Raw genomic sequence first — 22,769 nt, 5'->3', positions numbered from 1 at the left:
AGATTGGAATGAAGCTGAGCAGGAGACTGATCCCTGATATTGCCACGCTGCAAGCCTTTGAGTGTGCAGCCCGTCACGGGAGTTTTACGCAAGCCGCACATGAACTCAATCTCACGCAAAGTGCCGTCAGCCGCCAGATCAAGGATCTTGAAAGTCAGCTGGGTGTGCTGCTGTTTGAGCGCATTCGCCAGCGTATTCTTCTCTCGGATGCAGGACGAAAATTTCTGCCGGAAGTGCGGCGGCTGCTCAACCAGACGGAAGACACGATGCTGCGCGCCATGGCGTCAGCACAGTCGACATCCTCGTTCAGCATAGCGACTTTGCCAACTTTTGGCACACGCTGGCTGATGCCGCGTATTCCTGATTTCGTCGAAAAACATCCCGGCATTGCCATCAATGTGGCTTCACGCTCTGGTGTTTTCGACTTTGAAGAACAGCCGTTTGATCTGGCTATCCATTATGGTCAGCCGGTGTGGGCACATGCGACCTGCACTTTTCTCTGCTCAGAGGTGATTGTGCCTGTGGCAAGTCCGAGTCTTCTTAAAGCACGGCATCCGGCAACGCCGGAAGAGCTGGAAGATGAGCCGCTGCTGCATCTCGCAACGCGGCCCAAAATGTGGGCGCAATGGTTTGAAAGTTGTGGCGTTGAAGGCAAGTCCGCTTATCGTGGCCACCGTTTCGATCAGTTTTCGATGGTGATTGGGGCGGCACTTGCAGGTCTAGGCTTTGCGCTGTTGCCGCTTTATCTGATTGAGCAGGAATTGCGTAATGGCGAACTGGTCATGCTTTTCGAGCAGCCGATGCGGACCGAAAATGATTACTATCTCGTTGTCCCGGAAGGCAAACTCGAAAATCCGCTGACACAGGTTTTCTGCCAGTGGATTGGGGGGCAGGTGAGCAACCCAATTGCTTTGGGGTAGTTCATTCCAAACCGGCATGAATTGTTGCAGAAATATTGCTGTTCTTGAGACTTCCGGCGCGTGAAATAGTTGGGACGGTAAAAGCCGTTTGTTTTTCGTTATATGAAATGGTTGTCTCTCCATGCTTAATGATCCGCGCTCTCATGGCCTTTGGGAAAAGACCGCACCGGCTGCACCGAAAACCACGGCACTTAGGGGCGATCTGACTGCCGACGTGGTGATTGTTGGCGGCGGATTTACCGGGCTTTCGACCGCGTTGCATCTGGCCGAGAAAGGCACAAAGGCAATCGTGCTGGAAGGCATTGAGATCGGCTATGGCGGTTCGGGCCGCAATGTTGGTCTGGTCAATGCCGGCATGTGGGTTATGCCGGATGACTTGCCGGGTGTGCTGGGCGAAAAATATGGCGACCGTTTGCTTGAGGTGCTCGGCAATGCGCCCAAGCTGGTTTTTGAAATCATCGAAAAACACAAGATTGCCTGCGAAGTTGAAAAGCAGGGCACGCTTCATTGCGCTGTCGGTCAAAAAGGTTTCAAGGAACTTGAAGATCGCTACGAACAATGGGCGCGGCGCGGTGCCAATGTGAAGCTGCTTGATGGGAAGGAAACGGAATTAAAGGTTGGTACCCAAGCCTATGCGGGGTCGCTGCTGGACCTGCGTGCGGGCACCATTCAGCCGCTTGCCTATGTACGCGGGCTGGCCCATGCAGCCACTGCTGCGGGTGCCCAGATTTTTACGCAAAGCCCTGTGACAGGTGCCAGTGAGCAGAACGGCAAATGGGTGGTGAAGACTGCTTCCGGCACGGTGACAGCTGATTGGGTGGTGGTTGCAACCAATGCCTATACCAATGCGCCATGGGCAGAAGTGCGCGCCGAGCTTGTGCATCTGCCCTATTTTAACATGGCGACAAAGCCGCTTTCAGACAATTTGAAGAAAAGCATTCTGCCGGAACGTCAGGGCGTATGGGACACAAAGGAAGTCCTTTCCTCTTTCCGCTTTGACCAACAGGGCCGTCTGGTGTTTGGCAGTGTTGGTGCGCTGCGCAACACGGGTGCGAGTGTGCACAAGGCATGGGCGAAGAAGTCGCTCAAGCGTCTCTTCCCGCAAATTGGCAACGTTGAGTTTGAAGCCGAATGGTATGGCAAGATCGGCATGACCAATGACAGTCTACCGAAGTTTCATCGCCTTGCGCGCAATGTCGTGGGATTCTCCGGCTATAATGGGCGTGGCATTGCGCCGGGTACGGTTTTTGGCAAATGTCTCGCGCAGCTTGTTTCAGGCGAGATCGGTGAGGCCGGTCTTCCTCTGCCGGTCAGCGATCCCAAAGAGCAGAGCTTCCGTGGTTTGCGCGAAGCTTATTATGAAGCAGGCGCACAGGTTGCGCACGCCGCTGAGATAATTATTTGAATCTGATTCACATTGTCATATAATTGAAGTCTAAGACCTTTATGGCATCCGCATCGCCTCCGAGTTGGAGGGATGCGGAAGGTTAAATGGGTCATTTGATCAATGCCCTTCTGCGGATCAGAAATCTGCTGGAGGGCATTTTGCTTTTTGAAATCATTTCCGATTTTCCGGCAGATGTTTTAGAGATTTGTTTGACAGGTGAGTCATGAACAGGAATGATCGCGCTTCTCGATATGACAGTATCTGCGCCATTTCAGCTCGTATGCAGCGTAATCACGCCGGAGCGGCAGCCCATGCTGCTGAAAATCACACAGAAATTCGAGGAGCAATCTCAATGACCAAGATGTTGAAGCGGGCAACGGCCATTCCAGCTCTTCTTGCTCTGTCCATGGCGGTCGCACAGGCCGACACGCTGACGCTTTACACGTCGCAGCCGGAGGCCGATGCGGCCAAGACGGTTGAAGCTTTCCGCAAGGCGAACCCCGATACGGATGTTCAGATTTTCCGTTCGGGAACGAGCGAACTCCTCACCAAGCTTGCCGCCGAGTTTTCGGCTGGTGCGCCACAGCCTGACGTTCTGCTGATCGCTGATGCGGTGACAATGGAAGGTCTCAAGAAGGACAAGCGTCTGCTGCCTTACACGGACGCCAAAGTCGATGGTTTTTCTGTGGACAGCTATGACGCCGACAAGACCTATTTCGGCTCCAAGCTGATCACCACTGGGATTGCTTATAACACGGGCGCGGCTGAGAAGCCGGAGCATTGGTCCGATCTTACCAAGGCCGAGTATAAGGGTCAGGTTGTGATGCCGAACCCGCTTTATTCGGGTGCTGCGGCCTATCTCTTAAGCGGTTTCGCGCTCAACAAGGATCTTGGCTGGGATTATTTCAAGAACCTCAAGACCAATGAACTGGCCAGCGTCAAGGGCAATGGCGCCGTGCTGAAATCTGTTGCGAGTGGCGAAAAGCCATACGGTATTCTGGTTGACTTCATGGCGCTCAATGCCAAGGCCAAAGGCTCACCGACTGAGTTCGTCTTCCCGTCGGAAGGTGTGCCTGCCGTGACTGAACCCGTTGCGATCATGGCGACCGCCAAGAACGTTGATGGTGCCAAGAAGTTCGTTGATTTCATCCTGTCGGATGATGGCCAGAAGCTGGCACTTGAGCAGGGCTATCTGCCTGCCAAGGAAGGTGTCGGTCGCCCTGCATGGTTGCCGGAAGGCACCAAGATCAATATCATGTCTATCGACACCCAGAAGGTTCTCGATCAGACGGATGCCGATAAGAAGCAGTTTTCCGAGCTGTTTGGCGGATAAAACGAAATGCGCATGTTTCGAGATATTCAGGGCCGTGATGCGGCCCTGATTGTTGGTGTAACGCTGATTGTTGCGGTGCTGTCGCTTCTGCCCATTATGCGTCTGCTCGTTGAGCTTGTTGCGCCGCAAGGGCAGTTTTCGACATCCGTTCTTTCTGAAACACTCAGCCACCGTTCGACATGGGTTGCCACATGGCATTCCCTTCAAATCGGTATTGGCGGCACGCTGCTGGCGTTGGTGTTTGGCATTGTGGCGGCGTTGCTCGTCGGCCTTACGGATATGCGCGGGCGCAATGTCTTTGTGCTTTTTTACGTTACTCCGCTGCTGATTGCCCCGCAGGTAACAGCGCTGGCCTGGCTCCAGCTTTTCGGGCCTTCAAGCCAGTTCCTCAAGATTATCGGCATGGCGCCGCCGCTGGGAAGCCGTAATCCGCTTTATTCCGTATGGGGCATTATTTTTCTGCTCGGTGTGCAATATGGACCGCTGGTCTTTCTGATTGTGCGGGCGGGTTTGCGCAAACTCCCGCGCGAGCTGGTCGAAGCAGGTCTGAGTGCCGGTGGAAGCAAATGGACCGTTCTGCGCACCATTATCCTGCCGCTGATGACGCCATCAATTATCGGTGCTGCGGCATTGGCTTTCGTGTCGTGTGTCGGCAATTTCGGCATCCCGGCTTTCCTGGGAATTCCATCGAATTATCTCGTTCTGCCAACGCTGATTTATCAGCGTCTTGCGGGCGGTGGGCCGGCTGTTCTCTCCAGTGTTGCAGTGCTTTCGGTGCTGATTGGTCTGATTGCCATGGCAGGCATTGCCGCGCAGGATTATGCCTCGCGTCGTCGTGATTTCCGCATTGTTTCGACGTCGCTGCCAGCGGCCCCTTTTGCGCTCGGCGCATGGCGTGTTTGGGCGGAAATGGCTGCATGGCTGTTGATCGTGATCGTGCTGTTTCTGCCGTTGATTGGTCTAACACTTTCAGCACTGGTTCCGGCCTATGGCGTGCCGCTGACATTTGCGACGGCCACGCTTGAAAATTTCCGCTTTGTCATGCTTGAACACAGCGGTTCAGCCCGTGCGTTTGGCAACAGTATTCTGCTGTCGGTCGTGACGGCGGGTTTTGCCGTGCTGATTGCGGTTCCGCTTGCCTATATGCTGGCATGGCGCAAACGGCGCTGGACGCCGATCCTCAACTTCGCAGCCGAGATGCCCTACGCTTTGCCGGGTGTTGTGCTGGCCATCGCCTGTCTGCTGATGTTCTTGAAGCCGCTGCCGGTAGTGGGTGTTAGCCTCTATAATACGCTCTGGATCATCCTGTTTGCTTATCTCGCACGCTTCTTCGTGCTGGCGCTGCGGCCAACGGTTGCTGGTCTGCATCAGATTGACCGTGCGCTGGAAGAAGCCGCGCGAATTGCAGGCGCTGGCCTTTTCTATCGGCTCAGGACCATTATATTTCCTCTGGTCGCACCAGCGACACTTGCAGGCGGCGTGCTCATTTTCATGACCGCATTCTGTGAACTGACGGTGTCAGCGCTGCTCTGGGCGTCGGGATCGGAAACGCTGGGTGTGGTGATGTTTTCTTTTGAACAGGCGGGCGATTCCGCCTATGCGGCTGCCATATCCATTCTGGCCGTTGCGGTGACATTCATGCTGATGCTTACAACAAATCTGTTTGCGCGGCGTCTTCCAAACGGGGTGCTGCCATGGCGCGACTGAAAATTGCTTCTGTTTCCAAAGTCTTCAACGAGTTTCAGGCCCTGTCTGAAGTGTCGCTTGATGTGAAGGACGGCGAGTTTGTTGCCATTCTCGGACCATCCGGCTGCGGCAAGACCACGCTTCTGCGGATGATTGCAGGTTTTGAAGATGTTGACGGTGGTGAAATCCACATTGGTGACAGCCGCGTTTCCCATGTTGATGGCAGCGTGCCACCGGAAAAGCGGCAGGTCGGTATCGTCTTCCAGAATTATGCGCTCTGGCCGCATATGACGGTCGCCGAAAATGTCGGCTATAGCCTTAAAGTCGCGAAAGTGCCGAAGGCAGAACGTGAGCGTCGCATCACGGAAGCTTTGGCTCTGGTCGATCTGGATGGTTTCGGCGACCGCCGTCCGGCCAATCTTTCGGGTGGTCAGCGGCAGCGCGTGGCTTTGGCCCGTTGTCTGGTAGCAGCCCCTTCGCTGGTGTTGTTTGATGAACCGCTTGCCAATCTCGACGTGCATTTGCGTGCTTCGATGGAAGATGAGTTTGCAGCTTTTCACAAGCGCACCGGCACGACGATTATCTACATCACCCATGATCAGGCCGAGGCCATGGCGCTTGCGGACCGGATTGGGGTGCTTGATCACGGCAAGCTTCAGCAGTTCGATACGCCGCGCAAGCTTTACGAGGAACCGGCCAGCGAAATGGTCGCGTCCTTCATCGCGCATGGCATGGTTCTGGCTGCGGAGGTGGTGTCCTTTGCGCAAGCGGGACATTGCGAGGCGCTGGTGCTGGGAAGCCGTGCAGAGGTGCGTTGTTCCGGCATCGAAATGCCGCGAGCCAATGCGAAACTCTGCGTTCGTGCAGAAGATCTGGCATTGACTGAAATCGGCGGCATTCGGGTGCGTGTCAAACGTTCCGTCTATCGCGGTGGCGGTTCACGCATTGAGGCGCATCCGCTCACCAAGCCGGATATTCATCTGCATTTTGAAGTGCGCGATCCGATACGGCTGGAAGAAGGCGATGAAGTTCGCATCGCCATTCGCGGTGGCTGGATTATTCCCACCGATGAAATGCCGGTGAGAAAAGTCTCAACCGGCTTTCCAATCGGCAACAAGATTTAGCTTATTTCTTCTTCATCGCTTCCAGAAGGGCTGCACCGAAACCGCCGGTTGATGGCTGTTCCTGTTTGCGCGGGGTGAAGTTTTGCTTGGGTGCAGGTTTTGTGTCGCGCTGTGCATTGTTGCGCGGGGCGGGAGCTTCGCCACCGTCCTTGCGCATCGTGAGGCCGATGCGTTTGCGTGGCACATCCACTTCCGTCACGCGCACCTTCACCACATCGCCAGCCTTGACCACTTCATGCGGGTCTTTGACGAAGCGGTCGGCGAGTTGTGAAACATGGACAAGTCCGTCCTGATGCACACCGATATCGACGAAGGCACCAAAGGCCGCAACGTTTGTGACGGTGCCTTCGAGCATCATGCCGGGTTTCAGGTCCTTGATATCATCAATGCCGTCGGCGAAGGTCGCGGTCTTGAACTCAGGCCGCGGATCGCGGCCCGGCTTGTCAAGCTCGGCAATGATGTCGCGCACAGTTGGCAGACCAAAACGCTCATCGACAAAGACACGCGGGTCGAGCGCTTTGAGCGCCGCACTGTCGCCCATGAGGCTGCGCACATCGCGACCGCAGGAGGCAACGATTTTCTTGGCAACGCCATAGGCTTCCGGGTGAACGGAGGAGGCGTCAAGCGGCTCGGTGCCGTTGGCGATACGCAGGAAGCCTGCGCATTGTTCAAAAGCGCGATTGCCGAGGCGGGCGACTTTCAGAAGTTCCTTGCGGTTCTTAAAGGCGCCCGTTGCATCGCGATGCGCAACAATTGCCTCGGCGAGAGATTTTCCCAAGCCCGATACGCGTGCCAGCAGCGAGGCAGAAGCTGTGTTGAGATCAACACCAACCGCATTCACCGCATCTTCGACCACGGCATCAAGCGAACGCGCCAGACGGGATTGGTCCACATCATGCTGATACTGGCCAACGCCGATGGATTTAGGCTCGATCTTGACGAGCTCCGCCAGCGGATCCTGCAAGCGGCGGGCGATGGAGACGGCACCGCGCAGCGACACATCAAGCTGCGGGAACTCGTTCGCTGCGGCTTCTGATGCCGAATAGACCGATGCGCCTGCTTCTGACACGATGACTTTAAGCGGCTTTGGCGCTGGCAGGTCGTTGAGCATATCCACGACAAGACGTTCGGTTTCACGGCTGCCTGTGCCGTTGCCAATCGCAATCAGCTCGATCTTGTGTTTGCGGATCAGGCTTGCAAGTTCGGCCTGGGTGCCACGCACATCGTTCTTTGGCGGAAACGGATAGACCGTTGTTGTGTCGAGCAGTTTGCCAGTGCCGTCAACGATTGCGACTTTGACGCCCGTGCGGATGCCCGGATCAAGCCCCATGGTGGCGCGAGAACCGGCAGGCGCTGCGAGCAACAGGTCTTTGAGGTTGCGGGCGAAGACGTTGATGGCTTCTTCCTCGGCGCGTTCACGCAGGTCGCGCATGAGGTCGAGTGAAAGGGAGAGTGAGAGTTTGACGCGCCATGCCCAGCCGGCGACTTCCATCATCCAGCGATCACCGGGGAGCGTTGCACCGATATTATAGGCGGCGGCAATTTTGCGTTCGACCGGTTTGACAGGCGAAGTGTCGTCGGCGTCGATTTCAATGTCGAGTGACAGAAAATCCTCGTTGCGTCCGCGCAACATGGCCAGAGCGCGATGGCCTGCAACATTGGCCCAGCGTTCGGAATGATCGAAATAATCCGAGAATTTTGCGCCAGCTTCCTGTTTGCCATCGACAACGCGGGAGCGCAGCACAGCGCGCTCTTTAAGATAGTTGCGCAGATTGCCGATCAGTTCGGCATTTTCAGCAAAGCCTTCGGCGATGATGTCGCGTGCGCCATCAAGAGCGGCCTTCACGTCGGCAACGTCTCCGGTGACATATTGCGCAGCAATTTCTATGGGAACTAGCCTGCGGTCGGTGAGGATTGCTTCAGCAAGCGGCCCAAGACCGCGTTCGCGGGCAATTTCTGCTTTGGTGCGGCGCTTGGGCTTATAGGGAAGATAAAGGTCTTCAAGCTCGGCCTTGGTCTGAACGCCTGCGATTTTCAGTTCAAGCTCTGGTGTGAGCTTGTTCTGGCCACGGATTGATTCGAGAATGGAGTTGCGGCGTGCTTCGAGTTCGCGCAAGTAGGCGAGGCGCTCCGAAAGCTGGCGCAGCTGCGTGTCATCAAGCCCCCCGGTGACTTCCTTGCGATAACGGGCGACGAATGGCACGGTCGAGCCTTCGTCAAGAAGACCAATGGCGGCGATTGCCTGTTCGGGCTTTGCATTGATCTCGAGCGCTATAATCCCGGCAATGCGCTTAATATCGTTGGCCATATTCATTCCAATCTCAAAATTTACAGCGAACATAGTCGTATGCGCGTTTGACGCAATCAAGGCCGTGACGGTGGTCCACAGGAAAGCTGCGATTATTGCCATTCACGCGTATGTGAAGATCTCACCCCTTTTTAAATCGGATTTACGCGATACATATATCGTTAAATGGCGATATGAACGAAGATCAGCGAGGTGACCATGATGTCGGACATTCAATCTGTAGCACAGTCTCATTCACTGGCTATGCCGTTGGACGAGATACTCAAGGCACTTGGCCATCCCGTTCGTCTCGACATTTTGAGCTGGCTCAAGCAACCGGAGAAGCATTTCTCCGCACAGCACATGCCCCTGGAGATGGGTGTGTGCGCCGGTCAGTTCGAGCGGTGTGGCCTTTCCCAGTCCACCGTTTCTGCGCATTTGTCCGTGCTGACGAAAGCGGGGCTGATTACGCCCCACCGCGTTGGCCAATGGACCTTCTATAAGCGCGATGAGGAGGCGATTGCCGCCTTGCTCAAATCGCTATCCGATCTTTAGCCCAATCTTTCCCATTTGCCCAATCTTTCCCATTTGAAGGAATGCATCTATGGCCACATTGTTCGATCCAGTCACAATCGGCGATCTCAAGCTTGCCAATCGTATCGTTATGGCACCGCTGACGCGCAATCGCTCGCCGCGTGCTGTGCCAAACGACCTCAACGTCACCTATTATGAACAGCGCGCAAGTGCCGGTCTCATCATCACCGAGGCGACGCCGATCAGCCATCAGGGGCAGGGCTATGCCGATGTGCCGGGCCTTTACTCAGACGAGCAGCTTGCAGGCTGGAAGCGCGTGACCGATGCGGTTCACAGTGCAGGCGGTAAGATTGTTGTGCAGATGTGGCATGTGGGGCGTATTTCGCACAACAGCCTGCAGCCAAATGGCGGCAAGCCGGTGGCGCCTTCAGCCATTACCGCGAAGTCTAAGACCTATCTCGTGCATCCAGACGGCACCGGCGAATTTGCGCCAACGTCTGAGCCGCGTGCGCTTGAAAAGAGCGAGCTTTCAGAAATCGTTGCCACCTATGCCAAGGCTGCAAAGGATGCTGTCGAAGTGGCTGGTTTTGACGGTGTCGAAATTCACGCGGCAAACGGCTATCTGATTGATCAGTTCCTGCGTTCAGGCAGCAATCACCGCACCGATGAATATGGCGGCTCCATCGAAAACCGCGCGCGCTTCCTGTTTGAAGTGGTGGATGCAATTACCAAGTCGGTTGCGCCGGGCAAGGTGGGTATTCGTCTGTCGCCGGTCACGCCTGCCAATGACGCATCGGATCCCGATCCGCAGCCGCTGTTTGATTATGTGCTCGAAAAGCTTGCCGCTTATGGTCTTGCCTATATTCACATCATCGAAGGTGCGACCGGCGGTCCACGCGATTTTCAGCAGGGTCCGCAGCCATTCGATTATGCGCGTCTCAAGCAGGTGTATCGCGATGCGGGTGGTAAGGCTGCCTGGATGGTCAATAATGGCTATGATCGCGCGCTGGCGGAACAGGAGATCGAAAGCGGCCGTGCCGATGTGGTTGCTTTTGGTAAGCCGTTCATCTCCAACCCTGATCTGGTTCGCCGTTTTAAGGAAAATGCCCCGCTCAATGAGCTGGATCAGCAGCATATGTATGGCGGCGGTGCCAAGGGTTACACGGATTATCCGGTCCTCGCCTGATAGAAGTGAAAAAAGCCGGAGTATCCTCCGGCTTTTTTATTAAAGACGTGCGCGCGTCGAGCGTGGGGTGGCAAGCAGCAGATTTGTTTCGCTGGCCTTGATCCCAGGCACTAGCCGGATGCGGCGCAGCACGGCATCGAAGTCCGTCAGTGTTGCGGCACCCAATTCCACCACCAGATCGAAACGGCCATTGGTGGTGTGGATGGCTGAAATTTCCGAGAAGCCGCCAAGCGCCTTGACAACGCGGTCGGCCACATGGCCTTCAATTTCGATCATCATGATACCGCGCACCGGCAGATCAACCGCATCAGAGCGCAGGATCACCGTATAGCCGATGATGTCGCCAGACTGTTCCAGACGTTCCATGCGCGAGCGAACTGTCGCACGCGAAACGCCAAGATCAATTGCTACATCCGAAATGCTGCGTCGGCCATTGTGACGTAAAAGCGTGATGAGCTTTTCATCCAGATCGTCCATGTTTTCTCCATTTTGAAAAGCCAATCCGACATTCTGATAAACCAAACCATTAAAATTGCCAATCCGGTTGCTTCACTTCGCCAAGCGTAAATGCTCAATCTAAGACGATATTTTTTTCAGGAGTAGCACTTTATGCATTGCAAGATTTTGGGATTGCCGGTTCAGGAAGGCACAGGTCGTTTGGGCTGCAATATGGGCCCGGACGGTTATCGCGCCGCTGGCATTGCCGATGCAATTCGCGAGTTGGGCCACGCGTTTACCGATCTCGGCAATCTGGCCCCGGCAGCGCTGCGCCCGCTGACGCACCCCAATCCTGCGATCAAGGCCTTGCCGCAGGCTGTTGCCTGGATTGAAGCCATCAGCGAAGCAGCCTACCGCGAGAGCGAAGAAGGTTTCCCGATTTTTCTCGGCGGCGATCATCTGCTTGCAGCAGGCACTGTTCCCGGCATCGCGCGCCGCGCAGCAGAAAAGGGGCGCAAGCAATTTGTGCTGTGGCTTGATGCCCATACGGATTTCCACACGCTGGAAACAACGGACAGCGGCAATCTGCATGGCACGCCGGTCGCCTATTACACGGGGCAGAAGGGTTTTGAAGGCTACTTCCCGGCATTGGCGGCCCCGATTGATCCGGCCAATGTCTGCATGATGGGTATTCGCAGCGTCGATCCGGCAGAGCGCGCTGCGATCAGACAGACCGAAGTTGCCGTTTATGACATGCGCCTTATCGATGAGCATGGTGTGGCAGCGCTGCTGCGCCGTTTCCTTGAACGCGTGAAAGACGAAAATGGCCTTCTGCATGTGAGCCTTGATGTCGATTTCCTTGAGCCATCGATTGCGCCAGCCGTCGGCACCACGGTTCCGGGCGGTGCGACCTTCCGTGAAGCGCATCTCATCATGGAAATGCTGCATGACAGCGCGTTGGTGACAAGTCTCGATCTCGTGGAGCTGAACCCGTTTCTCGATGAACGCGGGCGCACCGCAACCGTGATGGTTGATCTGATGGCGAGCCTGTTGGGCCGCAGCGTCATGGATCGCCCAACCATCAATTACTGATTTCAGAAAACGCATTCCTTGCTGGCGAGATCAAACGGTTCGCCGCTGAATGTTAAGGAGTAAGAATGACCCAATCGAACCTCAATATCGTGCCTTTTGTCAGTGTTGATCACATGATGAAGCTGGTGCTTTCCGTCGGTGTTGAAACCTTCCTCAAGGAACTCGCCGATTATGTGGAAGAAGATTTCCGCCGCTGGGAAAGTTTTGACAAGACGCCACGCGTGGCTTCGCATTCCGATGAAGGCGTGATCGAACTGATGCCAACAAGCGATGGAACGCTTTACGGCTTTAAATATGTGAACGGTCATCCGAAGAATACGCGTGATGGTTTGCAGACGGTCACGGCCTTCGGCGTTCTCTCAGATGTTGGCAGCGGTTATCCGATGCTTCTGACCGAAATGACCATTCTCACAGCACTGCGCACGGCTGCAACCTCGGCCGTTGCGGCCAAACATCTTGCGCCAAAGAATGCACGCACGATGGCAATCATCGGCAATGGCGCGCAGAGCGAATTTCAGGCGCTGGCGTTCAAGGCAATTCTCGGCATCGACAAGCTGCGTCTTTACGATATTGATCGCACGGCTTCGGAGAAATGCGCACGCAATCTCGAAGGCGCAGGCTTTGAGATTGTGATCTGCAAAGATGTTGAAGAAGTGGTCGAGGGTGCGGATATCATCACGACGGTCACTGCCGATAAGCTTAATGCCACGATCCTGACCGACAACATGGTTGGCGCGGGTGTGCACATCAACGCAGTTGGTGGCGACTGCCCCGGCAAGACTGAACTGCATGGCGATATTCTGCGCCGTTCGGACATCTTTGTCGAATATCCGCCGCAGACCCGCATCGAAGGTGAAATCCAGCAGCTTCCCGAAGATTACCCCGTCAATGAATTGTGGGAAGTGATCACCGGCAAGACCGAAGGCCGCAAGGATGCGCGTCAGATCACGTTGTTTGACTCGGTCGGTTTTGCAACGGAAGATTTTTCAGCACTGCGCTACGTTCGTGACAAGCTGAAGGATACGGGTTTCTATGAGCAGCTCGATCTTCTGGCTGATCCTGATGAGCCTCGCGATCTTTACGGCATGTTGCTTCGACACAAGCAGCAGCTTCAAGTGGAGAAGGCCAAGCCTGCCGCATAAAAATGAAACGCCTGCCACTCAATGAGAGGCGGGCGTTTTTATAATGGTTTACGCGCGTGACGCGGGGCAGAGAATTTCCCGCTATGGGTTGCTATCGCCATTTCGAAACTATCGGCGATACGCCGTGCGCGATCGATGAAAATCACGGCGCCTTCGGGTGGGAAAATCTCGTGCGCCGTTTGTTCGAACAGTTGCAGCCAGCGGTCGAAATGATCGCCTTTCAAGCCAAGCCGCAGATGCGGCGGCATGGGGCGTCCGCTGTATCTGCCGGTTTTTAGAATCACCGACGACCAGAATTCAGCTATTTGTTCGAGATGATGGTCCCAGTCATCGACTTCTTGCTTGAAGATCGGGCCAATGACGTCGTCCTCGCGAGCACGTCCATAAAATGTATCCACCAGTTGCTTGATGGACGCCTTGTCGATGGATGGATGAGGCTGATTGATGAGAGAAGTCATATGCTGCTGGCTGCCTGAAGCTAATTCTGAGTCATGCGCCTAACGCTGGTTCTTATTCTTCCACTCGTGGCGAAGAACCAGATAGACGAGGGCGATGAAGGCAACCACCGCGAAAATGCTGGATGTATACAGCATCACGATTGCATCGCCGATGCGTTCATTTGCCATCATCCAGCTTGCGAGGGACAAGCCACATGCAAGGCCGAAAATCCATGTGATGAATAGGATCAGTGATTTCATTTCGGCTCCGCTAAGTTGCTTTGGCTGTGAATTGAAGCTTCGCAGATTCGAGGGGCTATTTATAGTGACATGAGATTCTGTACGATGTTGAGAACATAAACAGCGGCCTGCGCAAGGGCGGCAACAGCGGCGGCGGTCGCTGCCGCTTTGTTATACTGCGTTGCTTTCACCCAGCCTTTATGATGCGAATCGAGATTCGTTGCGACCTCATTGACCCATTCTTCAGATACTGTCCCATCGGGCTTTCGCAGCTTTCTCGATGGTTTAATAGCGGGAACGTCAACACCTGCTGACCGCATCCAGAGGATGCCAGCGGCCACGCCAGTTACAACTGAAATCAAATGAAGAGCGAGGAAAATAAAGTTCAGATAAATCATACCACCAACTCACGCTTTTGGCTGATGGTTATCGTAGTTTGACTGATTTGTTGAGATGAAAGTTTGCCCGAGGCGACAATATCCGCAGAAAATGGTTGGTAGCGGAGGACGGATTCGAACCGCCGACACAAGGATTATGATTCCTCTGCTCTAACCTACTGAGCTACTCCGCCACACATTGCAGTAAAACAGTTTTCTGCGCCGTCTCCAGCGTTTCCTGAACTGTGTTCATGCAAGGAATGGCGGCGGTATATGTGGGGAATGAAACCCTGTCAAGCATTCTTCGCATAGGTTTCGTCTTGTTTTCCACGTTTTGCGTAGATAAGTAACTACCGGAAAGCAAAGGCTTAAGTTTATGGCACCTCGTATTGCGGTTTTGGGTTGTGGCTATTGGGGCGGCAACCATATTCGTACCTTGAAGAGCCTTGGGGTCCTTCAGGGTGTTTCTGACGCCAATCCACAGAATGCGGAACGATTCGCTTCCGAGTTCGGTGTTCCCAACATTCCGGTCGATGAACTCTTCACGCGTCCCGATATTGATGGCATCGTTTTGGCGCTGCCTGCGCAGTTTCATGCGCAGTATGCGATTAAAGCAGTGACGAACGGCAAAGACGTTCTGGTTGAAAAGCCGATCGCTCTGGAAGTTGCTGATGCGGAAGCCGAAGTTGCCGCTGCACGCGAAAATGGTCGCGTGTTCATGGTTGGGCATATTCTGCGCTTCCATCCGGCGTTTGAAAAGCTGCTCGACATGGTGAAGAGCGGCGAGATCGGCGATGTTCGCTACGTACATTCGCACCGCGTTGGCTTTGGCAAGTTCCACGACAAGTTCGATGCGCTGTGGGATCTCGCGCCGCACGACCTTTCGATGATCCTCGCCATCACCGGTGAAGAGCCGTCGGCTGTTCGCGGTGAAGGCACGGCGATCATCGATAAGATCAGCGATTTTGCGCATGTGCATCTCGAATTCCCGAGCGGGATTCGCGGGCATCTTTTCGCTTCCCGAATGAACGCCTATCGCGAGCGTCGCCTGAGTGTTACGGGAACCAAGGGTATGCTGGTCTTTGACGATGCCGAACCCTGGGATCGCAAGCTTGCATTCTACAAGCATGAAGTATGGCGCGAGAACGATCAGTGGACTTTCAAATCGGTCGATCCGGTCTATATCCCGGTCGAAGAAGGCATGCCGCTGACACGCGAATTGCAGCATTTTCTGCATTGCATCGAAACGCGCGAAAATCCGCGCACCGATGGGCAGGAAGCAATCAGCGTCTTGCGTATTCTGACCGAAGGATCGGTCAATCATTCCTGATAACGCGCTTTTGACAAAAAATTTCTGTCAAGCGGTGTTACGGACGTAGCAAAACTTTGAACGCTCCACCCATGGCAGGGCGGGGCGTGAAGGACTAAGAGAATTGTCGTGGATTCGCTGAGCATTCTCAGTAAACCAGATAAATTGGAGCCAACATGCAGTTCATTGATCTTGGGGCGCAACGCGCGCGTATCGAAGACCGTCTTAATGCCGCCGTTTCCAAGGTTGTTGCAGAAGGCCGTTACATTCTCGGCCCTGAAGTGGCGGAGTTTGAAAAGAAGCTCGGTGAATATTTGGGCGTGGAACATGTGATCGCCTGCGCCAATGGTACCGATGCGCTTCAGATGCCTTTGATGGCGCGCGGCATCGGTCCGGGTCATGCGGTTTTTGTTCCGTCGTTCACGTTTGCTGCAACGGCTGAAGTTGTCGCCCTTGTTGGCGCAGAGCCGGTTTTCGTTGATGTCGATGCCGACAGCTACAATATGAATGTCGAGCAGCTTGAAGCTGCGATTGAAGCCGTTCGTAAAGAAGGTCGCCTTGAGCCCAAGGCAATCATTCCCGTTGATCTGTTTGGTCTTGCGGCTGATTACAACCGCATTACTGTCATTGCTGAGCGCGAAGGCCTCTTCGTGATTGAAGATGCGGCGCAGTCGATTGGCGGCAAGCGCGACAATGTCATGTGTGGTGCTTTCGGCCATGTCGGTGCGACGAGCTTCTATCCTGCCAAGCCGCTTGGCTGCTATGGCGATGGCGGTGCAATGTTCACCAATGATGCTGAACTGGCCGATACGCTGCGCTCTGTGCTGTTCCACGGCAAGGGCGAAACACAGTATGACAATGTTCGCATTGGCATCAATTCGCGTCTCGATACGATTCAGGCCGCTATTCTTCTGGAAAAGATGACGATCCTTGAAGATGAAATGGAAGCGCGTGATCGCATTGCCAAGCGCTACAATGAACGGCTCAAGGATGTGGTCAAGGTTCCGGCTTTGCCTGCCGGCAATCGTTCGGCCTGGGCACAATATTCGATTGAAAGTGAAAACCGCGATGGTCTGAAGGCGCATCTTCAGGCAGCGGGCATTCCGTCGGTCATCTATTATGTGAGGCCGCTGCATCTGCAGACGGCTTACAAGCATTATCCGGTTGCACCGGGCGGTCTACCGGTTTCGGAGGCGCTGCCTACGCGCATTTTGAGCCTGCCGATGCATCCTTATCTTTCGGAAGAAGATCAGGACAAGATCATCGGCGCGATCCGTGGTTTCCACGGCAAATAAGCCTGTTTCATCTGTGATCAGAGAAAGCCCGGCGAAAGCCGGGTTTTTTTATTTTTGACGTTTAGCAATGCGCGATGCAACGAAGCGGGCGATTGCCGGGCCCGCAAGCAGTACGATGAAAAAGCGGCTGGTTTGCATGGCGATGATGAAAGGCAGATCGACATGGCTTGACGCTGCAATAATGGCCACTGTATCGGCCCCGCCGGGGCTGGTGGCGAGATAGGCTGTGAGGGGATCAAGGCCGAGTGCATGGCCGAGGACCATGCCAAACAATCCGCAGACTGCGATCAGAATGAGTGTTGAGGCGAGGGCTGCCGGAAAAGCGCGTGCTGCGTGTGCGATGATTTGGCGGGTAAAGCCAAGGCCTATGCGCCAGCCAATAAAAATATAGCTCCCTGCCAGCAACCATGGCGGCAGGTCGATGGTCATCAGGCCAATATCCTGTAACAATGCGCCAAGCGCTAATGGTACGAGCATTGCGCCGGTTGGAATGCGTGATATTTTGCCGAGATAAGCCCCGCAGACGATCAAAGCGAGCGTTGGGCCGAGCGTATGCCAGTTGATCGCTGGAAACCAGTCTACGGCCGCTGGAGCAACTGTTTGGACATCGGCGGTAAACATCACCACAAGCGAAGCGGTTGTTGCCACCAGCACCACGCGCAAATATTGCATGAAGGCGATGAGCCGTGCGTCTGATCCGAAGGATTCGGCCATGAGCACGATTGCAGTTGCAGCCCCCGGTGAAACACCCCAGACGGCGGTTGTTCCGGGCAAAACGCGAAAGCGAGCCAGAAGATAGCCGATTGTGGTGCTGGCGAGCAGTGTGAAGCCTGTCGAAAACAGAATGATCGGCAGGTGTTGTCCCATGTTGCTGAAGAATTCAGCGGTCATGGCACGCGCGATCAACAGGCCGACAATAGCCTGCGACAGCAGCGAGAAATGCTTGTGAACCTTGATCGCACTTTCGCGCGAAGCAAGTGCAATCGCGCCCAGCATCGCGCCGAGAAGAAAGGCAGCCGGTAGTCCTAATCGTTCACCGATATAGATGAAAATGGCAGACGCGAGCAGCAGCAAACCCCATTGGGCTGGCTTTGGCGTATTGCTGAACGTGAACGTATTGCGGGCCTTTTCTTGCCCGGGAGGGACGGGTTTCTGCATGGCGCTTCTTCCCTACAACCAGGGCGGGGGCGAATGCAAACGGGATTTTTCCAAGATGGTGCAGGCCGCAAGAATAAATTCTCGCGGCCTGTCTTGTTAGAGGATGGTGCCGAATTCCATGCTGACAGGTTCGATCAGCGACAGAAATGCATCGCAGTCGGCATTGCCTTGCCAGCTTGCGCAAATCTCGGTGGCGGTGTTCTGATTATTGGCGAAGGCCAGATCGGCAAATGTGCCATCTGCGAGCTTCACCAGATGATGTGCTAGCCAGCCCGGCTGCTGCGAGAGGTGGTTGCTCACCATCGCGGTATAGGCAGCGCGCATGGCTTGTTCATCCGCGCCAGCTTTCAATCGGAAGCGCCCGAGTTCGATGCCGTTGCCTGATGTTACCGGCTGCTGAGGCTGTGTCTGCGCTTCGTAATGGCCTATCGATACCATTTCTTTTAGCGTTTCTCTGAAAGCGGCAAATTCGGGGGCTGTGCCAACGCGCTTTGCTGCCGCAAGCGCATTATCCAGCGTGGACCAGGAAACGAGGTCGACACGATCCTGCGCATCGGTTGCGCCACTAAATGGCACCCAAGAGATGAAACCGGGAAGGGCGCTGATATGTTCACGTGCCTTTTCGCGCTCCTTGTCGGCGCTGGCTATATCGTTGATCTTGTATGTGACAATTTCGAAGTATGGCGTGTTCACGAAAAACTCCTGTGTTTGATATGATGCAGATACACGGAGTCCCTGACAGTTTTTGTCAGGGGTGTGCTATAAGCTTGGCGCATGAAAACATTGCGGCTTTTTTCTTTGCTTGATCGGCTTCGCTGTGCATCTGGCCCCGTTTCTGCGGAGGCACTTGCGCAGATGATGGAGGTTTCTCCCCGGACGATTTATCGCGATATGGCGACGTTGCAGGCCATGGGGGCACCGGTCAGGGGTGAGTCCGGTTTGGGCTATCAGCTGGAGAAAGGCTATTTTCTGCCGCCGCTGCATTTTGATGCAGATGAGCTGGAAGCCATTATGCTCGGTGTGAGGCTTGTTATGGCCAGAGGTGATGGCGATCTTGGTGTTGCAGCGCAGCGTGTTTCGGGAAAAATAAGTTCAACCATGCAGGCCGGGGCAGGGGATCGTTACAGGAACCTGCCGTTGAGGGCTGTTTCGAAAATGACCGAGGAAAACAGCAAGGCGAACCTGTATCTTTCATTTTTGCGGCGTGCGGTTCGTGATCGTGTGGTTGTGACACTCCATTACCTGGACTTGCGCGAAAAGGTGAGTGAACGAACGATCAAGCCGGTTGGCTTGACGATGTTTGATGCGGTCTGGCTGCTGACGGCATGGTGTGAAAGCCGCAATGATTTCCGAAATTTCCGTCTCGACCGGATTATCAGTGTTGAAACCACAGGGCAGGTCTTTCGGCACCAGAAAGGACAGCGCTTTGAGGATTATCTGCTGATGTTGTGATGCCGCAAATACGAAAGGCACGGCTTCCCCTCAGAAGCCGTGCCTTTTTAAATTTATTTTCTTCAGGATTAGCCGATCATCGCGCGACGCTGGTTGATCGGGCGCTCCATAACGTCCCGTGGGGCCTTGATGCCATCGCGCTCTTCCAGCGCTTCGGCTTTGGCGAGGTCCGCTTCTGCAACCACCAGTTCAGCTTCCGCAGCTTCTTTCTGCTGCATCAGGTCTCGAATAGAACCAAACAGGTTGTCGCGGCGCTGACGCGCTGCCTTTGCGAAGGTCGGATAAGCAAAATGATTGATGTCAGTGATGCCTGCCTTCTTCTCTTCTGATAGAATCTGGGCATCGAGTTCTCCTGCCATCCGCTCGAACTCACCCATCATCAGATCAAGTTGGCCCAGTTGACGGCGCTTTTCCTTCACCTGGAACAATTTCAGCCTGACGAGGCTTTCACGTGGCTTCATACGCAATACTCCTTGAACACCAACCAGCTCTCTTAATGTTGGGGCGTTCCCCCCGACTTTATTAACAGGCATATGAGGGAGCCGTTTTCCCGTAATATGCCATCTAAACCATTGCAAAGCCTTGCTTTTCAGGGCGTAAGCTCTGCTGCCAATCATAAGAACAGTCTCTTTAAGCGAAACAAAAAGTTAAGATTTCGCCCTTTTGGTAACTATTCCTTTACCGGCAACGTTAATCATACGCGTTAGGAATTAAGGCTCGGTAAATACGGTGTGGTTTTTGAGTAACAGGTGAAAGCGAGAGTCATTTGAATCACTTAAGGGATTTTCTTAATGTGATTCTTGAGTATCGAACGAACAGAAGAATTGCTTATGATTCAGTTGGATATGGTTTTTTTCTAATACGATGAGAATTAGGCTTGCCAACAGGAATCATATTTTGTTAACCATTTGCAGGCACCTTCATGCTAAGGCAACGACAGTTCCGTCAGCTGCCGTGAGGGAAAACTGGTCAGCGGCGGAAAGGGGATAAGATATGCGCGTCCTTTTGATTGAAGACGACAGTGCTATCGCACAAAGCATTGAACTGATGCTTAAGTCCGAGAGCTTCAATGTTTACACCACCGATCTGGGTGAAGAAGGCATCGATCTCGGCAAGCTTTATGATTATGACATCATCTTGCTGGACCTGAACTTGCCGGATATGTCCGGTTATGAAGTTCTGCGTACCTTGCGCCTTTCAAAGGTCAAGACGCCAATCCTTATCCTTTCCGGCATGGCCGGTATTGAGGACAAGGTTCGTGGTCTGGGCTTCGGCGCAGACGACTATATGACGAAGCCGTTCCACAAGGACGAGCTGATCGCCCGTATTCACGCGATTGTTCGTCGTTCCAAGGGCCATGCCCAGTCGGTCATCACCACGGGCGACCTGATTGTTAACCTCGACGCAAAGACCGTCGAAGTTGGTGGTCAGCGCGTTCACCTGACCGGCAAAGAATATCAGATGCTTGAGCTTCTCTCCTTGCGCAAGGGCACCACGCTCACCAAGGAAATGTTCCTTAACCACCTTTATGGCGGTATGGACGAGCCTGAGCTGAAGATCATCGACGTCTTTATCTGCAAGCTGCGCAAAAAGCTTGATGCTGTTTCTGGCAGCCAGAGCTACATTGAAACCGTTTGGGGCCGTGGCTATGTGCTGCGCGAGCCGGATGGCAGCGAGTTGCGTGAAAGCGCATAAGCATTCAACATATGCTTGAAATGAAAAAGGCTCCGCGAAAGTGGAGCCTTTTCTTTCATCCGGTACAAAAAAGCGCAGGTTTTACCCTGCGCTTTTTGCGTCATCAAAGCCGCTTATTCTGCGACGAAGACGATGTCTTCGGCCGTTGCATGGATGGAGATTGTCATGCCGGCATCTTCCGCGAGCAGAAGCGTGTAATATGGCTGCACCGAATGCGCATCGATTGGCTCTTCCGGTTCTGCACCCGAATGCAGTTCGAGGAATTTTGGCGGCACACGCAGCATCCGGCCTTTGGCTGTGATGACAAAACGGGGATTGGTGTCGCCATTCTCAAGTCGAACGGCCAGCGAGCCGCCACGCGGAATAGCCGCATTACCGATCAAAAGCAGATTGAGCAGAAGCTTGACCTTGTTTTTCGGCAGTAAAACGCGTGCGCCTTCCCAGGTCAGTTCTGGCTTTTCATTTGCAAAATATTGCATGGCAACGTGCTGTGCATCGCCCGTATCGATTTGTACGCCTGCGGAACCGGCAGCGCCAAAGGCGATGCGGGCAAACTGGAGGCGGGCTGAAGCATTGCGGGCGCTTGATTTGATGAGCGCCATCGCATCTTCATCAGCACCGCCTTCTTCGAGCAGTTCAAGGCCATTGTTGATGGCGCCAACCGGCGAGATGATGTCATGACAGATACGGCTGCACAGAAGCGCACCAAGATCGAGTGCGGACAGGGTAACAGGCAATGGCATGGTTTTTTCTCCAGGCGCGAACCGTCTCTGCTGATCGACCTTTGGTCGAATGTCAGGCGGCAATCAGTTGATGAGCATAAATCCCGACGAATCAACGTCGGAAACCTTGGAATCTGGATACACGTGACACCCGATTGCCGCAAGAAAGCTGTTATTTGCTGCCATTCTAAAGTCTATTTCAGGGCATAAAGATTTAGACAATAAATTCGCGGTTAGAATACGCACGATTCGGCAAAGCGCTCGTAAGAAGCGTAGCCATGCTTTTAACAGGGCGTCAGACAGAGAAGCTGGTAGGCAAAAGGAATGATAAATGGCCATACCGTCCCTGTCGCAGATCAGGCTCCGCAACGCGGCGTATAGTTTAGCGTTTATTGCGGCTTTTCTGATCTCCATCATCGCCGTGCCGCACAATGCGCAGGCACAGAGCAGTAATTCATATACGGCCGAGGAAATTGTACAATCCGGGCACCGCTTTTTTGGGTCCACATCCGGCGGAATCGCCAGTGCTGTCGAAAAGGCATTTCAAAGCTTTGGCTTGCCCAACGGTTATATTCTGGGCGAAGAGGGGTCAGGTGCTTTCATTGGCGGCCTTACCTATGGTGAGGGTACGCTCTATACAAAGAATGCCGGTGATCACCGCACGTTCTGGCAGGGGCCATCGCTCGGCTGGGATTTTGGCGGACAGGGATCGCGCGTCATGATGCTCGTTTATAATCTTGACGACATCCAGAGTCTCTATGGTCGCTATGCTGGTGTTGCCGGTTCTGCCTATATTATTGCCGGTGTGGGCTTTAACGTGCTCAAGCGTGAGAATATCATGCTGGTTCCGATCCGCACGGGCGTTGGCGCAAGGCTTGGTGTGAATATCGGTTATCTTAAACTCACATCCGCGCCGACCTGGAATCCGTTCTGATTTTCTAAGAGGCGCCGATCT

Annotated in this window: 24 protein-coding genes and 1 tRNA gene; 15 read left to right on the top strand and 10 right to left on the bottom strand. The window is 54.3% G+C overall.

The window, feature by feature from the left end:
- The first annotated feature begins 8 nt into the window (after nt 1-8).
- From VBH83_RS08220 to VBH83_RS08195, 6 genes are all read left to right on the top strand, one after another.
- Nucleotides 9-920: a LysR family transcriptional regulator gene (locus VBH83_RS08220; RefSeq protein ID WP_323054556.1), complete on the top strand. Its 912-nt coding sequence runs from the start codon at nt 9-11 to the stop codon at nt 918-920.
- Between the two features lie 121 nt (nt 921-1,041).
- Nucleotides 1,042-2,325 (top strand): FAD-binding oxidoreductase, encoded by a 1,284-nt coding sequence (locus tag VBH83_RS08215; protein WP_265985644.1) that lies wholly within the window; start codon nt 1,042-1,044, stop codon nt 2,323-2,325.
- Between the two features lie 86 nt (nt 2,326-2,411).
- Complete coding sequence (locus tag VBH83_RS08210; protein ID WP_265985643.1) at nt 2,412-2,534, top strand: hypothetical protein; 123 nt, start codon at nt 2,412-2,414, stop codon at nt 2,532-2,534.
- A 125-nt stretch (nt 2,535-2,659) separates the two neighbouring features.
- A complete protein-coding gene (locus tag VBH83_RS08205) occupies nt 2,660-3,640 on the top strand; it encodes an ABC transporter substrate-binding protein (RefSeq protein WP_396997121.1) in 981 nt (326 codons plus the stop codon).
- A gap of 6 nt (nt 3,641-3,646) precedes the next feature.
- Complete coding sequence (locus tag VBH83_RS08200) at nt 3,647-5,347, top strand: ABC transporter permease (protein WP_396997120.1); 1,701 nt, start codon at nt 3,647-3,649, stop codon at nt 5,345-5,347.
- Entirely contained in the window at nt 5,335-6,450 is a 1,116-nt protein-coding gene (locus VBH83_RS08195) for an ABC transporter ATP-binding protein (protein WP_396997118.1), read from the top strand. Before VBH83_RS08200 ends, VBH83_RS08195 begins: the two co-directional genes overlap by 13 nt.
- Before the next feature lies 1 nt (nt 6,451).
- On the opposite strand, the gene VBH83_RS08190 is transcribed toward VBH83_RS08195, so the two are convergent.
- Complete coding sequence (locus VBH83_RS08190; protein WP_396997116.1) at nt 6,452-8,758, bottom strand: Tex family protein; 2,307 nt, start codon at nt 8,756-8,758, stop codon at nt 6,452-6,454.
- A 243-nt stretch (nt 8,759-9,001) separates the two neighbouring features.
- On the opposite strand from VBH83_RS08190, the gene VBH83_RS08185 reads away from it, so the two are divergent.
- Together VBH83_RS08185 and VBH83_RS08180 are read left to right on the top strand one after the other, a co-directional pair.
- Nucleotides 9,002-9,292, top strand: a complete 291-nt coding sequence (locus VBH83_RS08185) for a helix-turn-helix transcriptional regulator (protein ID WP_007876169.1) — start codon at nt 9,002-9,004, stop codon at nt 9,290-9,292.
- A 49-nt stretch (nt 9,293-9,341) separates the two neighbouring features.
- Nucleotides 9,342-10,457 carry an alkene reductase gene (locus VBH83_RS08180; RefSeq protein ID WP_396997114.1) on the top strand — a complete coding sequence of 372 codons (1,116 nt, stop codon included), beginning with the start codon at nt 9,342-9,344 and terminating at the stop codon, nt 10,455-10,457.
- Between the two features lie 39 nt (nt 10,458-10,496).
- Here VBH83_RS08180 and VBH83_RS08175 read toward each other — a convergent pair whose 3' ends face one another.
- The gene (locus tag VBH83_RS08175) at nt 10,497-10,934 is read right to left on the bottom strand and encodes an Lrp/AsnC family transcriptional regulator (protein WP_007876167.1); all 438 of its coding nucleotides are present in this window, start codon (nt 10,932-10,934) and stop codon (nt 10,497-10,499) included.
- A gap of 132 nt (nt 10,935-11,066) precedes the next feature.
- Here VBH83_RS08175 and rocF point away from each other — a divergent pair, with 132 nt between their 5' ends.
- Both rocF and VBH83_RS08165 read left to right on the top strand, forming a co-directional pair.
- Nucleotides 11,067-11,987, top strand: coding sequence for an arginase (gene rocF, locus VBH83_RS08170; RefSeq protein WP_265985637.1), 921 nt, complete (start codon nt 11,067-11,069; stop codon nt 11,985-11,987).
- 65 nt (nt 11,988-12,052) lie between these two features.
- Complete coding sequence (locus VBH83_RS08165; RefSeq protein ID WP_265985636.1) at nt 12,053-13,129, top strand: ornithine cyclodeaminase; 1,077 nt, start codon at nt 12,053-12,055, stop codon at nt 13,127-13,129.
- 38 nt (nt 13,130-13,167) lie between these two features.
- On the opposite strand, the gene VBH83_RS08160 is transcribed toward VBH83_RS08165, so the two are convergent.
- The 4 genes from VBH83_RS08160 to VBH83_RS08145 all read right to left on the bottom strand — a co-directional run bounded on the left by VBH83_RS08160 (nt 13,168) and on the right by VBH83_RS08145 (nt 14,377).
- Nucleotides 13,168-13,587 carry a group III truncated hemoglobin gene (locus tag VBH83_RS08160; protein ID WP_265985635.1) on the bottom strand — a complete coding sequence of 140 codons (420 nt, stop codon included), beginning with the start codon at nt 13,585-13,587 and terminating at the stop codon, nt 13,168-13,170.
- A gap of 39 nt (nt 13,588-13,626) precedes the next feature.
- Nucleotides 13,627-13,827 (bottom strand): hypothetical protein, encoded by a 201-nt coding sequence (locus VBH83_RS08155; protein ID WP_265985634.1) that lies wholly within the window; start codon nt 13,825-13,827, stop codon nt 13,627-13,629.
- Nucleotides 13,828-13,886: 59 nt separating this feature from the next.
- The gene (locus VBH83_RS08150; protein WP_265985633.1) at nt 13,887-14,204 is read right to left on the bottom strand and encodes a hypothetical protein; all 318 of its coding nucleotides are present in this window, start codon (nt 14,202-14,204) and stop codon (nt 13,887-13,889) included.
- A 96-nt stretch (nt 14,205-14,300) separates the two neighbouring features.
- Nucleotides 14,301-14,377, bottom strand: a tRNA-Met gene (locus VBH83_RS08145).
- A gap of 182 nt (nt 14,378-14,559) precedes the next feature.
- Here VBH83_RS08145 and VBH83_RS08140 point away from each other — a divergent pair.
- Both VBH83_RS08140 and VBH83_RS08135 read left to right on the top strand, forming a co-directional pair.
- Nucleotides 14,560-15,513: a Gfo/Idh/MocA family protein gene (locus tag VBH83_RS08140; protein WP_265985632.1), complete on the top strand. Its 954-nt coding sequence runs from the start codon at nt 14,560-14,562 to the stop codon at nt 15,511-15,513.
- A gap of 155 nt (nt 15,514-15,668) precedes the next feature.
- Nucleotides 15,669-16,787: a DegT/DnrJ/EryC1/StrS aminotransferase family protein gene (locus tag VBH83_RS08135; protein WP_265985631.1), complete on the top strand. Its 1,119-nt coding sequence runs from the start codon at nt 15,669-15,671 to the stop codon at nt 16,785-16,787.
- A 48-nt stretch (nt 16,788-16,835) separates the two neighbouring features.
- On the opposite strand, the gene VBH83_RS08130 is transcribed toward VBH83_RS08135, so the two are convergent.
- Entirely contained in the window at nt 16,836-17,945 is a 1,110-nt protein-coding gene (locus tag VBH83_RS08130; protein ID WP_265985630.1) for an AbrB family transcriptional regulator, read from the bottom strand.
- Between the two features lie 96 nt (nt 17,946-18,041).
- Complete coding sequence (locus VBH83_RS08125; protein WP_265985629.1) at nt 18,042-18,638, bottom strand: hypothetical protein; 597 nt, start codon at nt 18,636-18,638, stop codon at nt 18,042-18,044.
- 81 nt (nt 18,639-18,719) lie between these two features.
- Here VBH83_RS08125 and VBH83_RS08120 point away from each other — a divergent pair, with 81 nt between their 5' ends.
- Complete coding sequence (locus VBH83_RS08120) at nt 18,720-19,397, top strand: helix-turn-helix transcriptional regulator (protein ID WP_396997108.1); 678 nt, start codon at nt 18,720-18,722, stop codon at nt 19,395-19,397.
- A 68-nt stretch (nt 19,398-19,465) separates the two neighbouring features.
- On the opposite strand, the gene VBH83_RS08115 is transcribed toward VBH83_RS08120, so the two are convergent.
- Entirely contained in the window at nt 19,466-19,858 is a 393-nt protein-coding gene (locus VBH83_RS08115) for a flagellar export protein FliJ (protein WP_265985627.1), read from the bottom strand.
- 532 nt (nt 19,859-20,390) lie between these two features.
- Here VBH83_RS08115 and ctrA point away from each other — a divergent pair.
- Complete coding sequence (gene ctrA, locus VBH83_RS08110; protein WP_024899367.1) at nt 20,391-21,092, top strand: response regulator transcription factor CtrA; 702 nt, start codon at nt 20,391-20,393, stop codon at nt 21,090-21,092.
- Nucleotides 21,093-21,205: 113 nt separating this feature from the next.
- Here ctrA and chpT read toward each other — a convergent pair whose 3' ends face one another.
- Nucleotides 21,206-21,835, bottom strand: coding sequence for a histidine phosphotransferase ChpT (gene chpT, locus VBH83_RS08105; RefSeq protein WP_265985626.1), 630 nt, complete (start codon nt 21,833-21,835; stop codon nt 21,206-21,208).
- 310 nt (nt 21,836-22,145) lie between these two features.
- Here chpT and VBH83_RS08100 point away from each other — a divergent pair, with 310 nt between their 5' ends.
- Entirely contained in the window at nt 22,146-22,748 is a 603-nt protein-coding gene (locus VBH83_RS08100; protein WP_265985625.1) for a DUF1134 domain-containing protein, read from the top strand.
- The last annotated feature ends 21 nt before the right edge of the window (nt 22,749-22,769 follow it).

This window comes from Ochrobactrum sp. S1502_03, from assembly GCF_044435015.1.
In the GTDB taxonomy this organism is placed as follows: Bacteria; Pseudomonadota; Alphaproteobacteria; order Rhizobiales; family Rhizobiaceae; genus Brucella; species Brucella chromiisoli.
The sequence above is the reverse complement of the archived record's forward strand: the minus strand, read 5'-3'. Positions and strand labels throughout refer to the sequence as shown.

Excerpts from the sequence above, each read along its gene's own strand:
- ctrA (WP_024899367.1), top strand. The coding sequence starts at position 20,391 with ATGCGCGTCCTTTTGATTGAAGACGACAGTGCTATCGCACAAAGCATT.
- VBH83_RS08220 (WP_323054556.1), top strand. The coding sequence starts at position 9 with ATGAAGCTGAGCAGGAGACTGATCCCTGATATTGCCACGCTGCAAGCC.
- VBH83_RS08165 (WP_265985636.1), top strand. The coding sequence starts at position 12,053 with ATGACCCAATCGAACCTCAATATCGTGCCTTTTGTCAGTGTTGATCAC.
- VBH83_RS08215 (WP_265985644.1), top strand. The coding sequence starts at position 1,042 with ATGCTTAATGATCCGCGCTCTCATGGCCTTTGGGAAAAGACCGCACCG.
- VBH83_RS08135 (WP_265985631.1), top strand. The coding sequence starts at position 15,669 with ATGCAGTTCATTGATCTTGGGGCGCAACGCGCGCGTATCGAAGACCGT.
- VBH83_RS08120 (WP_396997108.1), top strand. The coding sequence starts at position 18,720 with ATGAAAACATTGCGGCTTTTTTCTTTGCTTGATCGGCTTCGCTGTGCA.
- VBH83_RS08190 (WP_396997116.1), bottom strand. The coding sequence starts at position 8,758 with ATGGCCAACGATATTAAGCGCATTGCCGGGATTATAGCGCTCGAGATC.
- rocF (WP_265985637.1), top strand. The coding sequence starts at position 11,067 with ATGCATTGCAAGATTTTGGGATTGCCGGTTCAGGAAGGCACAGGTCGT.
- VBH83_RS08195 (WP_396997118.1), top strand. The coding sequence starts at position 5,335 with ATGGCGCGACTGAAAATTGCTTCTGTTTCCAAAGTCTTCAACGAGTTT.
- VBH83_RS08100 (WP_265985625.1), top strand. The coding sequence starts at position 22,146 with ATGGCCATACCGTCCCTGTCGCAGATCAGGCTCCGCAACGCGGCGTAT.
- VBH83_RS08175 (WP_007876167.1), bottom strand. The coding sequence starts at position 10,934 with ATGGACGATCTGGATGAAAAGCTCATCACGCTTTTACGTCACAATGGC.
- VBH83_RS08200 (WP_396997120.1), top strand. The coding sequence starts at position 3,647 with ATGCGCATGTTTCGAGATATTCAGGGCCGTGATGCGGCCCTGATTGTT.
- VBH83_RS08150 (WP_265985633.1), bottom strand. The coding sequence starts at position 14,204 with ATGATTTATCTGAACTTTATTTTCCTCGCTCTTCATTTGATTTCAGTT.
- VBH83_RS08205 (WP_396997121.1), top strand. The coding sequence starts at position 2,660 with ATGACCAAGATGTTGAAGCGGGCAACGGCCATTCCAGCTCTTCTTGCT.
- chpT (WP_265985626.1), bottom strand. The coding sequence starts at position 21,835 with ATGCCATTGCCTGTTACCCTGTCCGCACTCGATCTTGGTGCGCTTCTG.
- VBH83_RS08115 (WP_265985627.1), bottom strand. The coding sequence starts at position 19,858 with ATGAAGCCACGTGAAAGCCTCGTCAGGCTGAAATTGTTCCAGGTGAAG.
- VBH83_RS08185 (WP_007876169.1), top strand. The coding sequence starts at position 9,002 with ATGCCGTTGGACGAGATACTCAAGGCACTTGGCCATCCCGTTCGTCTC.
- VBH83_RS08160 (WP_265985635.1), bottom strand. The coding sequence starts at position 13,587 with ATGACTTCTCTCATCAATCAGCCTCATCCATCCATCGACAAGGCGTCC.
- VBH83_RS08130 (WP_265985630.1), bottom strand. The coding sequence starts at position 17,945 with ATGCAGAAACCCGTCCCTCCCGGGCAAGAAAAGGCCCGCAATACGTTC.
- VBH83_RS08155 (WP_265985634.1), bottom strand. The coding sequence starts at position 13,827 with ATGAAATCACTGATCCTATTCATCACATGGATTTTCGGCCTTGCATGT.
- VBH83_RS08180 (WP_396997114.1), top strand. The coding sequence starts at position 9,342 with ATGGCCACATTGTTCGATCCAGTCACAATCGGCGATCTCAAGCTTGCC.
- VBH83_RS08140 (WP_265985632.1), top strand. The coding sequence starts at position 14,560 with ATGGCACCTCGTATTGCGGTTTTGGGTTGTGGCTATTGGGGCGGCAAC.
- VBH83_RS08210 (WP_265985643.1), top strand. The coding sequence starts at position 2,412 with ATGGGTCATTTGATCAATGCCCTTCTGCGGATCAGAAATCTGCTGGAG.